Below are 13,546 nucleotides of genomic sequence, written 5' to 3'. Positions count from 1 at the left end.
CACATCGCCGTGCCCCGAGGGGAGCGCATCCGTGTCCGACGCCGCAGTGTCCGACGCCGCCGCCGTGTTCGGGGACCTGAGCGTCGAGAGCGATGAACTCGACCTGCTGGTAAGTGGGTTGAGTGAGCCGGAGTGGGCCGTGGCCACCCCTGCCCCCGGCTGGAGCATCGCCCACCAGATCGCCCATCTCGGCTGGACCGACCGGGTGGCGCTGCTCGCCGTGACCGACCCCGCCGCCTTCGCCGGGGAGGCGGAGAAGGCCGTCACGGCCCCCGCCACCTTCGTGGACGACGGCGCTCGGGCCGGGGCCGCGCTGCCGGCCTCCGTACTCCTCGCCCGGTGGCGTGACGGCCGCGAGCGGCTGCGGCGGGCCCTTGACGAGGCGCCGGCCGGTGCGCGTTTCCCCTGGTACGGGCCGCCGATGAGCGCCCCCTCGATGGCGACGGCGCGGCTGATGGAGACCTGGGCGCACGGCCAGGACATCGCGGACGCGCTCGGGGTGACGCGTGCGCCGACCGCGCGGCTGCGACACATTGCCAGGATCGGCGTACGGGCCCGCGACTACGCCTTCCTGGTACGCGGGGAACAGCCGCCCGCCGAGCAGTTCCGCGTCGAACTCACCGGCCCTGGTGGGGAGTTGTGGGCGTACGGACCCGAGGGGGCGGGCCAGTACGTGACCGGGCCCGCGCTCGACTTCTGTCTGCTGGTGACCCAGCGGGCCCATCGCGCGGATCTCGCCGTACGGGCCGAGGGGGCCGACGCCGGGCGGTGGCTGGACATCGCGCAGGCGTTCGCCGGGCCACCGGGGGCGGGGCGGGCGCCGGAGGGCTCGGAGTGAGCGGCGGCGGTACGGCCGGGCCCGGTGACGGCCTGCCCCGTACCGATGTGCTGCGGATCGGGAACGCCTCCGGCTTCTACGGCGACCGCTTCGACGCCCTGCGCGAGATGCTCACCGGCGGGCCTCTTGACGTCGTGACCGGCGACTGTCTCGCCGAACTGACCATGCTCATCCTGGGCCGGGACCGCCTGAAGGACCCGCGCACGGGGTACGCGAAGACGTTCCTCCGGCAGCTGGAGGAGGGGCTCGGGCTCGCCCACGAGCGGGGCGTCCGGATCGTCACCAACGCGGGCGGGCTCAACCCGGCCGGACTGGCCGACGCCGTACGGGAGTTGGCCGACCGGGTGGGAGTGCCCGTACGGGTGGCCCATGTCGAGGGCGACGACCTGCTGCGACGCCGGAAGTGGGGCGACGGCGTCCTCACCGCCAATGCCTATCTCGGCGGCGCCGGGATCGCGGCCTGTCTGCGGGCCGGCGCCGATGTCGTCGTCACCGGGCGGGTCACGGACGCGGCGCTCGTGACGGGGCCCGCCGCCGCGCACTTCGGCTGGGACGAGGCGGTCGCCCCCGACTCCGGTCCCGACCTCGACGCGCTCGCCGGTGCGGTCGTCGCCGGGCATGTGCTGGAGTGCGGCACCCAGGCGACCGGCGGGAACTACTCCTTCTTCGCCCGGCACGACGTGCGCCGTCCCGGCTTCCCCCTCGCCGAGATCCACGCCGACGGCTCGGCGGTCATCACCAAGCACGACGGTACGGGCGGGGTCGTGGACCTCGGCACCGTCACCGCACAGCTGCTCTACGAGAGCGGGGGCGCCCGGTATCCGGGCCCGGACGTGACCGCCCGGCTCGACACCGTACGGCTCCACCAGGACGGCCCCGACCGGGTGCGAATCACCGGCGTACGCGGCGAACCGCCGCCCCCGGGGCTCAAGGTCGGGCTCAACCGGATCGGCGGCTGGCGCAACGAGGTCGTCTTCGTCCTCACCGGTCTCGATGTCGAGGCCAAGGCCCGCCTCGTCCGGGCCCAGGTGGAGGACGCACTCGACGGGCCGGCCCCGAGGCGCCGCCCGGCGGAGGTCCGCTGGGAGCTGTCCCGTACGGACCGGCCGGACGCCGCCACCGAGGAGACCGCGAGCGCGCTGCTCCGGCTCGTCGTGCGCGACAGCGACCCGGAGACGGTGGGGCGGGCGGTCACCGGCGCGGCGGTCGAGCTGGCCCTCGGCAGCTACCCGGGCTTCCATGTGACGGCCCCGCCGGGCAAGGGCGCGCCGTACGGGGTCTTCGAGGCGGCCTACATCGACGCGGGCGAGGTGACACAGGTGGCCGTACTGCCGGACGGGACCCGGTGGCCCGTCCCACCTCCCTTACGTACGGCCGGGATGGACGCCGTGCCGCCCGCACTGCCGTCCCCCGGACTTCCGCCGCCGCTGCCCGCCGGGCTCCCCACCCGCCGCGCCCCTCTCGGAGCCGTCGCGGGCGCCCGCAGCGGCGACAAGGGCGGGGACGCCAACGTCGGGCTCTGGACGGAGAGCGAGGCCGCGTGGCGGTGGCTGGCGCATGAGCTGACGGTGGAACGGCTCTGCCAACTCCTCCCCGAGGTGGCCGGGTTGCGTGTCGAGCGACACCTCCTTCCGCGCCTCCGCGCCGTCAACTTCACCGTCCGGGGGCTGCTCGGCGAGGGGGTCGCCGCGCAGGCCAGGTTCGATCCCCAGGCGAAGGCGCTGGGGGAGTGGCTGCGCTCGCGCCATCTCGACATCCCGGTGTCGCTGCTCCCGGACGCTCCTCAGCCCACCGACGGAACCGACCGAACGGACGGAACTGACGGAGTCCACGGAACCGACGGAATCCATCGAACCGACGCACCGGAGGCCCCGCAGTGACCGTGCTCCCCTCCACCCTCGACGTCACCTCCGCCGACTACGCCGCCCACCGCGCCGCCATGCTCACCAAGCTCGCGCAGCTCGACGCCGAGCACGCCAAGGCCCTCGCCGGCGGCGGCCCGAAGTACACCGCCCGTCACCGCGAGCGCGGCAAGCTGCTCGCCCGGGAGCGGATCGAGCTGCTGCTCGACCCCGACACCCCGTTCCTGGAGCTCTCCCCGCTCGCCGCCTGGGGCAGTGATCACCCGGTCGGCGCGTCCATGGTCACCGGGGTCGGGGTGGTCGAGGGCGTCGAGTGTGTGATCACCGCCAACGATCCGACCGTACGCGGCGGTTCGTCCAACCCGTGGACCCTGCGCAAGGCCCTGCGCGCCAACGAGATCGCGTACGCCAACCGCCTTCCCCTCATCAGCCTCGTCGAGTCCGGCGGCGCCGATCTCCCCTCCCAGAAGGAGATCTTCATCCCCGGCGGCGCGCTCTTCCGCGATCTCACCCGGCTCTCCGCCGCCGGGATCCCGACCGTCGCCGTCGTCTTCGGCAACTCGACGGCGGGCGGCGCGTACGTGCCGGGGATGTCCGACCACACCGTCATGATCGAGGAGCGGTCGAAGGTCTTCCTCGGCGGGCCGCCGCTGGTGAAGATGGCCACGGGCGAGGAGAGCGACGACGAGTCCCTGGGCGGGGCGGCGATGCATGCCCGTACGTCCGGACTGGCCGACCACTTCGCGCGCGACGAACCCGACGCGCTCCGGCAGGCCCGGCGTATCGTCGCGCGCCTCAACTGGCGCAAGGCGCACGCCGATCCGGCACCGGACTCCGTGGAGCCGCCCGCGTACGACGAGGACGAACTCCTCGGCATCGTCCCGGGCGACCTGAAGATTCCCTTCGATCCGCACGAGGTGATCGCCCGGATCGTGGACGGCTCCGGCTTCGACGCGTTCAAGCCGCTGTACGGGCCCAGCCTGGTGACCGGCTGGGCCAGGCTGCACGGCTATCCGGTCGGGATCCTCGCCAACGCGCAGGGCGTGCTGTTCTCCGCCGAGTCGCAGAAGGCCGCGCAGTTCATCCAGCTCGCCAACCAGCGTGACATCCCCCTCGTCTTCCTGCACAACACCACCGGCTACATGGTCGGCAAGGAGTACGAGCAGGGCGGCATCATCAAGCACGGCGCGATGATGATCAACGCGGTGGCGAACTCGAAGGTCCCGCATCTCTCGGTCCTGATGGGCGCGTCGTACGGCGCCGGGCACTACGGCATGTGCGGCCGGGCGTACGACCCGCGTTTCCTCTTCGCCTGGCCGAGCGCCAAGTCCGCCGTCATGGGCCCGCAGCAGCTCGCCGGCGTCCTGTCGATCGTGGCGCGCGCCTCGGCCGCCGCGAAGGGGCAGGTGTACGACGAGGAGGGGGACGCGGCGCTGCGCGCCATGGTGGAGCGGCAGATCGAGTCCGAGTCGCTGCCCGTCTTCCTCTCGGGGCGGCTGTACGACGACGGTGTCATCGACCCGCGCGACACCCGCACGGTCCTCGGGCTGTGCCTGTCCGCCGTGCACAGCGCCCCGGTCGAGGGCGTGCGCGGCGGTTTCGGCGTCTTCCGGATGTGACCGGGTGTGAGGCGAACGGGACGGGGTGAGGGGGACGAGAGATGAGGGAGAGACGATGATCGGTGCTGTACTGGTGGCGAACCGGGGCGAGATCGCCTGCCGCGTCTTCCGCACCTGCCGGGAGCTGGGGATCACCACGGTCGCCGTGCACTCGGACGCCGACGCGGGCGCGCTGCACGTACGCGGTGCCGACCTGGCCGTACGGTTGCCGGGGACCGCGCCCGCCGACACCTATCTGCGCGGCGATCTGCTGGTGCGTGCGGCGCTCGCGGCGGGTGCGGACGCGGTCCATCCCGGGTACGGATTCCTCGCCGAGAACGCGGAGTTCGCGCGGGCCGTCCTCGATGCCGGGCTGGTGTGGATCGGGCCGCCCCCGGAGGCGATCGAGGCGATGGCGTCGAAGACCCGGGCGAAGAAGCTGATGGCTGCGGCCGGCGTGCCGCTGCTCGCGCCCGTCGACCCGGCCGCCGCCACCGGGGCGGATCTGCCGCTGCTGCTGAAGGCGGCTGCGGGCGGCGGCGGCCGGGGCATGCGGATCGTGCGCGAACTCGGCGACATGGAAGGGGAAGTGCGGGCGGCGTCGGCGGAGGCGCGGGCCGCGTTCGGGGACGGCGAGGTCTTCGCCGAGCCCTATGTGACCGGTGGCCGCCATGTGGAGGTGCAGATACTCGCCGACGCGCACGGCACGGTATGGGCGCTCGGCACCCGTGACTGCTCGCTGCAGCGCCGCCACCAGAAGGTGATCGAGGAGTCTCCGGCGCCCGCGCTGCCCGACGCGCTCCGTACGGAGCTGGCCGGGGCGGCCGTCGCCGCGGCCCGCGCGGTCGGCTACCGGGGCGCGGGCACGGTCGAGTTCCTGATCTCGGCCGACGGCCGCCCGTACTTCCTGGAGATGAACACCCGCCTCCAGGTCGAACACCCCGTCACGGAAGAGGTGTTCGGCCTGGACCTGGTCGCCCTGCAACTCTCCGTCGCGGAGGGCACGCCCCTTCCGCCGGAGCCGCCGGCCGCGCGCGGGCACGCGGTGGAGGCGCGCCTCTACGCCGAGGACCCGGCGGACGGCTGGGCCCCCCGGGCGGGCCGGCTGCACCTGCTGGAGGTGCCGGGGGCCGGGGCGGGGGCGGGGGACCCCGGGGGCGCGCGGGGCGACGCGCCCCGGCTGCGCGTCGACGCCGGATACGCCGGGGGCGACACCATCGGTGTCCATTACGACGCACTCATCGCCAAGGTCATCGCCTGGGCGCCCACCCGGGCCGCCGCCCTGCGCCGTCTCGGGGACGCGCTGCGCCGCGCCCGGGTGCACGGCCCCGACACCAACAGGGCTGTGCTCGTACGGTCGTTGGAGCATCCGGAGGTCCTGGCGGGGCGGCTCGACACCGGCTTCTACGACCGCCATCTGGCCGCCCTGACCGCCCCCGCTCCGGGCCCCGGTGAGCGGCACGCGGCTGTCGCCGCCGCGCTCGCCGACGCCGCTGCCCGGTCCCTGGGCGGGGCTGTCCCGGCCCGCCTCGGCGGCTGGCGGAACGTACCGTCGGCGCCGCAGACCAAGACGTACGGCGTGCACGAGGTCCGCTACCGGGCGACCCGCGACGGCTTCGTGGTCGAAACTCCTGCGGAGAGCGACGAAGGGGCCGTGGAGGAGGACGGGGCGGCCGGCGCCGTACGGGTCACGTCCGTCTCGCCCTCCCGCGTCGGTCTCGAAACCGGCGGCGTCGTCACGCACTTCGATGTCGCCGCGTACGGCGACGAGGTCCACGTCGACTCCGCCACCGGTTCGTACCGGCTGCTCGCGCGGCCCCGGTTCGCCGACCCGACCCGGGGCGCCGAGCCGGGCTCACTGCTCGCGCCCCTGCCCGGGACCGTCGTCCGGGTCGCGGAGGGGCTGGCCGAGGGGGTACGGGTCAGCGCCGGGCAGCCGGTCGTCTGGCTGGAGGCGATGAAGATGGAGCACCGCGTCGTCGCGCCCGCCTCCGGCACGCTCACCGAACTGCTCGCCGTCCCCGGCCGCCAGGTCGAGGTCGGCGCACTGCTCGCCGTCGTCACCGCCACCGACGCACCGGAGGAAGATCCCTCATGAGCGGCACCCCGGACCGTACCGCTACTCGTACGAATACCCGTACGGGCTTCCTGACCGAGAGCGAGGAGCACACCGCGCTCCGCGCCGCCGTCGCCGCCCTCGGCCGCCGCCACGGACGCGGCTACGACCGCGAGACCCTGTGGCGCGAGGCCGGCAAACTCGGCTACCTCGGGGTGAACCTGCCCGAGGAGTACGGCGGCGGAGGCGGCGGCATCACCGAACTCTCCCTGGTGATGGAGGAGTTGGCAGCGGCCGGCTGCCCGCTCCTGCTGATGATCGTGTCACCCGCCATCTGCGGCACGGTGATCGCCCGCTTCGGTACGGACGACCAGAAGCGGCAGTGGCTGCCCGGCCTCGCCGACGGCTCCCGCACCATGGCCTTCGGCATCACCGAGCCCGACGCCGGTTCCAACTCCCACCGGATCACGACCACGGCGCGCCGGGACCCGGACGGCGACGGCTGGATCCTGACCGGCCGCAAGGTCTTCGTCTCCGGCGTCGACCTCGCGGACGCCACGCTCATCGTCGGGCGGACCGGGAAGACCGGGAACGCCGGGAACTCCGGATCCGGCGGGGCGGGCGGGGCCGGCGGCGGGCTCAAGCCCTGCCTCTTCATCGTCCCGCGCGACGCCGAAGGCTTCGGCCGTACCCCCATAGACATGGAACTCCACTCCGCCGAGAAGCAGTTCGAGCTGGTACTCGACGACGTACGGCTCCCGGCCGACGCGCTCGTCGGCGACGAGGACGCCGGGCTGCGCCAGCTCTTCGCCGGGCTCAACCCCGAGCGTGTGATGACCGCCGCGTACGCGCTCGGCATCGGGCGGTACGCGCTCGGCCGGGCCGTCGAGTACGCGAAGACCCGGCAGGTCTGGAAGGCGCCCATCGGCGCGCACCAGGCCATCGCGCACCCCCTCGCGCAGGCCCACATCGAGATCGAGCTGGCCGAACTGATGCTGCGCAAGGCGGCGTTCCTCTACGACGCGGGCGACGACACCGGTGCGGGCGAGGCCGCCAACATGGCCAAGTACGCCGCCGGGGAAGCGTGTGTGCGCGCCGTGGACCAGGCCGTGCACACCCTCGGCGGCAACGGCCTCACCCGTGAGTACGGACTCGCCTCACTCGTCACCGCCGCCCGCGTGGCCCGGATCGCGCCCGTCAGCCGCGAAATGATTCTGAATTACGTGTCCCACCAGTCCCTGGGTCTCCCCAAGTCGTACTGAGTCGGAGCGGAGGGGGATCACCATGGAGTTCGACAGTTCGGACGGGTCCGGCGGGAGCCGTGTGTTCCGCAGTGAGTACGCGGACGTCCCGGCCGTGGAGCTGCCCATCCACGAGGCGGTGCTCGGCCGTGCCGCCGCGTACGGCGACACCGTAGCCCTCGTCGACGGGACGAACGGCACGGCCACCACCTACGCCCAACTCGACCGGGCGCACCGGCGGATCGCCGCCGCGTTCGCCGACGCGGGGGTGCGCAAGGGCGATGTCCTCGCCCTGCACAGCCCCAACACCGTCGCGTACCCGGCGGTGTTCCACGCGGCGACCCGCGCCGGGGCGTCCGTCACCACCGTCCACCCGCTCGCCACCCCCGAAGAACTCGCCGCGCAACTGCGCGACGCCGCGGCCCGGTGGGTCGTCACCGTCTCGCCGCTGCTCGAAGTGGCCCGCAGGGCGGCCGAGCTGGTCGGCGGGATCGAGGAGATCTTCGTCTGCGACCGGGCGCAGGGGCACCGCTCGGTCCTCGATCTGGCCCGGTCGGCCGCGCCGGTGCCCGAGATCGCCATCGATCCCGGCGAGGACGTCGCGGCGCTCCCGTACTCCTCGGGCACCACCGGTGTCCCGAAGGGCGTCATGCTCACGCACCGCTCGATGGCGACCAACCTGGCGCAGCTCGAACCCGTCATGGCGATGAAGCCCGGCGACCGGATTCTCGCGGTGCTGCCCTTTTTCCACATCTACGGGCTCACCGCGCTGATGAACGCGCCGCTGCGGCACGGCGCGACCGTCGTCGTCCTGCCCCGCTTCGACCTCGCCCAGTTTCTCGCGGCCGTCGAGAAGCACCGCATCACCGGGCTGTACGTGGCGCCGCCCATCGTGCTCGCCCTGGCCAAGCACCCGGCCGTCGCGCGGTACGACCTCTCCTCGCTCGACTACGTCCTGAGCGCCGCCGCGCCGCTGGACGCGCGGCTCGCCGCCGCCTGTTCCGAGCGGCTCGGCCTGTCGTGCGTACGGCAGGCGTACGGCCTGACGGAGCTGTCGCCCGGCACCCATGTCGTCCCGCTCACCGCCGAGCACCCGCCGCCCGGCGCGGTCGGCAAGCTGCTGCCCAGCACCGAGATGCGCGTGGTCGCCCTGGACGACCCGGAGCGCGACGCCGCCCCCGGCGCCGAGGGCGAGATCCTGCTGCGCGGTCCGCAGGTGATGAAGGGCTACCTGGGCCGCCCCGAGGCCACGGCCGGGATGATCGATCCGGCGGGCTGGGTGCACACCGGCGATGTCGGGCGGGTGGACGGGGAAGGCTGGCTCTTCGTGGTCGACCGGGTGAAGGAGCTGATCAAGTACAAGGGTTTCCAGGTCGCCCCGGCGGAGCTGGAGGCACTGCTGCTCACCCACGACGCCATCGCGGACGCGGCGGTGATCGGGGTGTACGAGGACGACGGCAACGAGGTGCCGAAGGCGTTCGTCGTGCGCCGGTCGGGCGCGGAGGAGCTGACCGGGGCCGAGGTGATGACGTTCGTCGCCGAGCGCGTCGCCCCGTACAAGAAGGTCCGCCGGGTCGAGTTCGTCGGCGGCGTGCCCCGCGCGGCCTCCGGCAAGATCCTCCGGCGGGAGCTGCGGGACCGGGAGGCACGGGACCGGGCGAGGGAGAACACCTGACGCCCGCCCCTGCCCACGCCCCCGCCCGCCCCGTCCGGCCTCGCACCATGCCCTGGGTCAGGCGATGCGCTCGACGTCGTCGAATCCCTCGATCTCCCGGGGGCTCCGCGTGCCCGGTCCCACGTACCGCGCCGAAGGGCGGACCAGCCGTCCCGTCCGCTTCTGCTCCAGGATGTGCGCGGACCAGCCCGCGGTCCTGGCGCAGGTGAACATCGACGTGAACATGTGTGCGGGGACCTCCGCGAAGTCCAGCACGATCGCCGCCCAGAACTCGACGTTCGTCGCCAGCACCCGGTCGGGCCGGCGCGCGTGCAGCTCCTCCAGCGCCGCCTTCTCCAGCGCCTCCGCCACCTCGAACCGCGGCGCCGCCAGCTCCCGCGCCGTACGCCGCAGCACGCGGGCCCGCGGGTCCTCGGCCCGGTAGACCCGGTGGCCGAAGCCCATCAGCCGCTCGCCCTGGTCGAGGGTCCGCTTGACGTACGCCGTCGCGTCGCCCGTGCGCTCGATCTCCTCGATCATGCCGAGGACGCGCGAGGGCGCGCCCCCGTGGAGCGGCCCGGACATCGCGCCGACGGCGCCCGAGAGCGCGGCGGCGACATCGGCGCCGGTGGAGGCGATGACGCGGGCGGTGAAGGTGGAGGCGTTCATGCCGTGCTCGGCGGCCGACGTCCAGTAGGCGTCGACGGCCTTGACGTGCCGGGGGTCCGGCTCGCCGCGCCAGCGGATCATGAAGCGCTCGACGACCGAGTGAGCCTTGTCGATCTCGCGCTGCGGGACCATGGGGCGCCCCTGGCCGCGCGCCGACTGGGCCACGTACGAGAGCGCCATCACGGCGGCGCGCGCCAGATTGTCGCGGGCCGTGCGCTCGTCGATGTCGAGGAGCGGCTTCAGGCCCCACACGGGCGCGAGCATCGCCAGCGCGGACTGGACGTCGACGCGGATGTCACCGGAGTGGACCGGGATCGGGAAGGGCTCGGCGGGCGGCAGGCCGGGGTTGAACGCCCCGTCGACCAGCAGCCCCCAGACGTTGCCGAAGGAGACCTGCCCGACGAGATCCTCGATGTCGACGCCCCGGTAGCGCAGGGAGCCGCCTTCCTTGTCCGGTTCGGCGATCTCCGTCTCGAACGCGACGACGCCTTCGAGTCCGGGGACGAAGGAAGTGTCGAAGTCGGACATCGGGCGGCTCCTCGCGTTGTGTGCGGCGTTTGCGTGTCTGCGCGTCTGCGTGTCTGTACGTGACGGGTCGTGACGTGATGCGTGCGTGCACGCGTGCGGCTGTACGCGGCATTGTCTCCGCGTCTCCGCGGCGTACGGTCCCGGTGCGCGATGTTACGCATCGTGACGTGTGGGGCGTGATGTGTGAGAAGACCACAGTGGCGTGGCCGACCTGTCCCCAGATTTTGGCGGGTTTCGACGGTACGGAAAGACGCGGCGGTGCGTGATAACCGGCACACTGCCAGTTTTTGTCCCCCGAGGATTGGCGGTCCTCCGTGCGGGGCAAACTCGGCCCTGCGGCAGGATGATCCCGTGCCTCACGAGACCCCGGAACCCTCCGCCGCCCCTGCGGATTCGACGCGCCGCGCCGATGCGACGCCTCCCGCAGATCCCACCGCTCCCGCGGATTCCGTCGCCCCCGCGGACCCCGCCGCGATGCGCGAGCACTACCGCGGCACCCCGCTGCTGGACACGGACCTCGCCGCCACGCCCATGGACCAGTTCGCCCGCTGGTTCGAGGAGGCCGCGTCCTGCGCCTTCCACGAGCCGAACGCGATGGTGGTCTCCACGGCCACCCCCGAGGGCCGCCCGTCCTCGCGGATGGTGCTGCTGAAGGCGTACGACGACCGCGGCTTCGTCTTCTTCACGAACTACACCTCGCGCAAGGGCCAGGAGATCGCGGCCAACCGCCAGGTCTCGCTGCTCTTCCCCTGGCATCCGCTGGCCCGCCAGATCATCGTCACCGGTACGGCGGCCCGCACCGGCCGCGACGAGACGGCCGCGTACTTCCGCACCCGCCCGCACGGCTCCCAGCTCGGTGCCTGGGCCAGCGACCAGTCCACCCCGATCGGCTCCCGCGCCGACCTGCTCCAGCGGTACGAGGCGCTGGCGGCCCGCTATCCGGAGGGCGAGCAGGTTCCGGTGCCGCCGCACTGGGGCGGGTTCCGGGTCACGCCGGAGGCGGTCGAGTTCTGGCAGGGCCACGAGAACCGGCTCCACGACCGGCTGCGTTACGTCCGCGGCGAGGGCCCGGACGGCCGGCCCGGGTGGCGGGTCGAGCGGCTCTGTCCGTAGCGGCGGCCCGGAAAGCCCCGGGAACAGCAGAACCCCGCAGGCTCGGGTTCCTCCGAGGAGGAGCCGGCCGGACGTACCGGCGAGCCTGCGGGGCGGTGACTGCTGTGGATTGGGCCGGCGCTTCACCGGCTCCGCACTGAGTGCGACGTCGGGCTGTCAGCCCGCAGCCACCTCACGAGTCCGGAAAGAAATCACTTCCGAATCACCTCCTTTCAGTGTGTTCCACACTCTAGGAAGGCGGCCGTCCCGGCTCAACCCATTTAACGGATCACTTTCGCGGCCGGTCGCGGCGACGATTTCGGGGAACGATGTGTGAGGTGGGCCACTTTCGAGTTGAATGATCGTAGGTGCGGCAGCAGAGTCAGCAGCACAGGCGGAGATGTCCCGCAGGGGGTGCCAGCGTGAGTGCTTCTCGGAGTGAGACCACCAATCCTGCCGGGCCGGACGAGCCGGAGTCCGATGCCGGGTCGGACACCGGTCCGGGCCCCGGGGCGGAGGTGCCCGGCCGCGACGGGCCGGGGTCCGATCTGCTCGCGGCGCTCCTCGACGGGATGGACGCGGCGCTCTGCGCGTTCGACGCGGGCGGCGTGATCACGCACTGGAACCGCGAGGCCGAGCGGATACTCGGCTGGTCCGCCGAGGAGGCCGTCGGACGGCACGGCTTCGCCGGGTGGGCCGTACGGACCGCCGACGCGGACGAGGTCCAGGCGCGGCTGATGGCCGTGATGGACGGCCCGGACCGGCAGGTGGACGAGTTCGCGCTGCTGCGCAAGGACGGCGGCCGGGTCCTGATCCGTACGCAGTCGTCCGCGGTGCGCGGCACGGACGGCAAGCCCGCCGGGGTGTACAGCGCCTTCAGCGAGGTCCATGACCAGGTCGATTTCGAACGGTCCGTCGCGCTCAGCGAGGCGCTCTTCGAGGACGCGTCCTGGGGTGTCGTCCTCGTCGACGTCGATCTGCGGCCGACGGTCGTCAATCTCCAGGCGGCGCGGCTGCTCGGCACCGGGCGCACCTCCGTCCTGGGACGGCCGCTGGGCGAGCTGATCACCCAGGGCGTCGAGGAGCTGGAATCCGCGCTCCACCACGTGCTGTCGGAGGGCGCTCCGTCCGCCGTCGCCGAGCTGTGGATGACGGTCCGCACACCGGACGGCGAGCGGCGGCGCTGCTGGCGGTGCGGCTTCCTGCGGCTGGCGTCACCGCTGGCGGAAGAACCGGTTCCGCTGGGTGTGGGCTGGATGTTCCAGGACGTGACCGACATGAAGCTGGCCGTGCAGGACGCGGACCGGCTGCGGTTCCGCGGCAGCCAGCTGCACCGCGCGGGCCGGGCGGCGGCCGAGTGCGAGGACCCGATGGAGGCGGCGACGGTCTATCTGGACTTCGCGCTCGCGGGCTTCGCCGACCATGCCCTGATCGACCTGGTGGCGGAGGGACGCGGCTCCGGGGGACTCGCTTCCGGCACGCCGGGACCCGTACGGCTGGTCCGTACGGTCGCGACGCCCGCCGGGGGCGCCTCGGGGCCGAGCACACAGACCGGGTCCGGCTTCATACCGGTGCGGTACGGGGCCGGGCATCCGGCGCTCCAGGCGATGGACCGGACCGGCTCGGTCCGGGCGAGCGCCCCGACGGGCACGGGCGGGACGGCGGGCGCGAACACCGGCGGGAACAGAGGTGGGAACGCGGGCGGGAGCAGAGGGGGGAACGCGGGCGGGAGCAGGGGCGGGAACGGCGGCGCGAACGACGCGGCGCGGCAGCCGGTGCCCGCGCCCGCGTGGGCGTCGTCCCGGCAGTGGCCGGAGGACTCCGTCCACGCCCTGTGCACGGTGCTGCGCAGCCGGGGCAGGTCGCTGGGCGTGGTGACCTTCCTCAGGGGCGCGAGCCGCGCCGCCTTCGAACGCCCGGACGCGGTCTTCGCGGAGGACGTGACCGTACGGATAGCCGCCTGCCTGGACCTCTCGGCCCTGCTGCCGGACGCGGACGACTGAGCGAG

Annotated in this window: 9 protein-coding genes; 8 read left to right on the top strand and 1 reads right to left on the bottom strand. The window is 73.3% G+C overall.

Going from position 1 to position 13,546, the window contains the following annotated elements; all coding sequences use genetic code 11:
• Positions 1-46: 46 nt before the first annotated feature.
• From ACFTZC_RS03635 to ACFTZC_RS03610, 6 genes are read left to right on the top strand one after another with little or no spacing between them, the layout of a single operon-like run.
• Positions 47-838, top strand: coding sequence for a TIGR03084 family metal-binding protein (locus tag ACFTZC_RS03635; protein ID WP_382886733.1), 792 nt, complete (start codon positions 47-49; stop codon positions 836-838).
• Positions 835-2,718, top strand: coding sequence for an acyclic terpene utilization AtuA family protein (locus ACFTZC_RS03630; RefSeq protein WP_382886465.1), 1,884 nt, complete (start codon positions 835-837; stop codon positions 2,716-2,718). The genes ACFTZC_RS03635 and ACFTZC_RS03630 overlap by 4 nt, the downstream gene beginning before the upstream one ends.
• The gene (locus ACFTZC_RS03625) at positions 2,715-4,319 is read left to right on the top strand and encodes an acyl-CoA carboxylase subunit beta (RefSeq protein ID WP_382886463.1); all 1,605 of its coding nucleotides are present in this window, start codon (positions 2,715-2,717) and stop codon (positions 4,317-4,319) included. The genes ACFTZC_RS03630 and ACFTZC_RS03625 overlap by 4 nt, the downstream gene beginning before the upstream one ends.
• Positions 4,320-4,374: 55 nt before the next feature.
• Positions 4,375-6,396, top strand: a complete 2,022-nt coding sequence (locus ACFTZC_RS03620; protein ID WP_382886461.1) for a biotin carboxylase N-terminal domain-containing protein — start codon at positions 4,375-4,377, stop codon at positions 6,394-6,396.
• Positions 6,393-7,616: an acyl-CoA dehydrogenase family protein gene (locus ACFTZC_RS03615; RefSeq protein ID WP_382886459.1), complete on the top strand. Its 1,224-nt coding sequence runs from the start codon at positions 6,393-6,395 to the stop codon at positions 7,614-7,616. The genes ACFTZC_RS03620 and ACFTZC_RS03615 overlap by 4 nt, the downstream gene beginning before the upstream one ends.
• 22 nt (positions 7,617-7,638) lie before the next feature.
• Entirely contained in the window at positions 7,639-9,270 is a 1,632-nt protein-coding gene (locus ACFTZC_RS03610) for a 4-coumarate--CoA ligase family protein (protein ID WP_382886457.1), read from the top strand.
• 57 nt (positions 9,271-9,327) lie between these two features.
• Here the strand turns inward: ACFTZC_RS03610 and ACFTZC_RS03605 are convergent, their stop codons facing one another.
• Positions 9,328-10,446 carry a citrate synthase 2 gene (locus ACFTZC_RS03605; RefSeq protein WP_382886455.1) on the bottom strand — a complete coding sequence of 373 codons (1,119 nt, stop codon included), beginning with the start codon at positions 10,444-10,446 and terminating at the stop codon, positions 9,328-9,330.
• Positions 10,447-10,920: 474 nt separating this feature from the next.
• Between ACFTZC_RS03605 and pdxH the strand changes: the two genes are divergently transcribed.
• Both pdxH and ACFTZC_RS03595 read left to right on the top strand, forming a co-directional pair.
• Positions 10,921-11,559, top strand: coding sequence for a pyridoxamine 5'-phosphate oxidase (pdxH, locus tag ACFTZC_RS03600; RefSeq protein WP_382886732.1), 639 nt, complete (start codon positions 10,921-10,923; stop codon positions 11,557-11,559).
• A 401-nt stretch (positions 11,560-11,960) separates the two neighbouring features.
• Positions 11,961-13,541, top strand: a complete 1,581-nt coding sequence (locus ACFTZC_RS03595) for a PAS domain-containing protein (protein ID WP_382886454.1) — start codon at positions 11,961-11,963, stop codon at positions 13,539-13,541.
• Positions 13,542-13,546 lie beyond the last annotated feature (5 nt).

The sequence above is a fragment of the Streptomyces sp. NPDC056987 genome (assembly GCF_042673865.1).
Classification (GTDB): Bacteria; Actinomycetota; Actinomycetes; order Streptomycetales; family Streptomycetaceae; genus Streptomyces.
Note: the sequence above shows the minus strand (reverse complement) of the source record. Positions and strands in the feature narration are given on the sequence as shown.

Excerpts from the sequence above, each read along its gene's own strand:
- pdxH (WP_382886732.1), top strand. The coding sequence starts at position 10,921 with ATGCGCGAGCACTACCGCGGCACCCCGCTGCTGGACACGGACCTCGCC.
- ACFTZC_RS03620 (WP_382886461.1), top strand. The coding sequence starts at position 4,375 with ATGATCGGTGCTGTACTGGTGGCGAACCGGGGCGAGATCGCCTGCCGC.
- ACFTZC_RS03610 (WP_382886457.1), top strand. The coding sequence starts at position 7,639 with ATGGAGTTCGACAGTTCGGACGGGTCCGGCGGGAGCCGTGTGTTCCGC.
- ACFTZC_RS03615 (WP_382886459.1), top strand. The coding sequence starts at position 6,393 with ATGAGCGGCACCCCGGACCGTACCGCTACTCGTACGAATACCCGTACG.
- ACFTZC_RS03605 (WP_382886455.1), bottom strand. The coding sequence starts at position 10,446 with ATGTCCGACTTCGACACTTCCTTCGTCCCCGGACTCGAAGGCGTCGTC.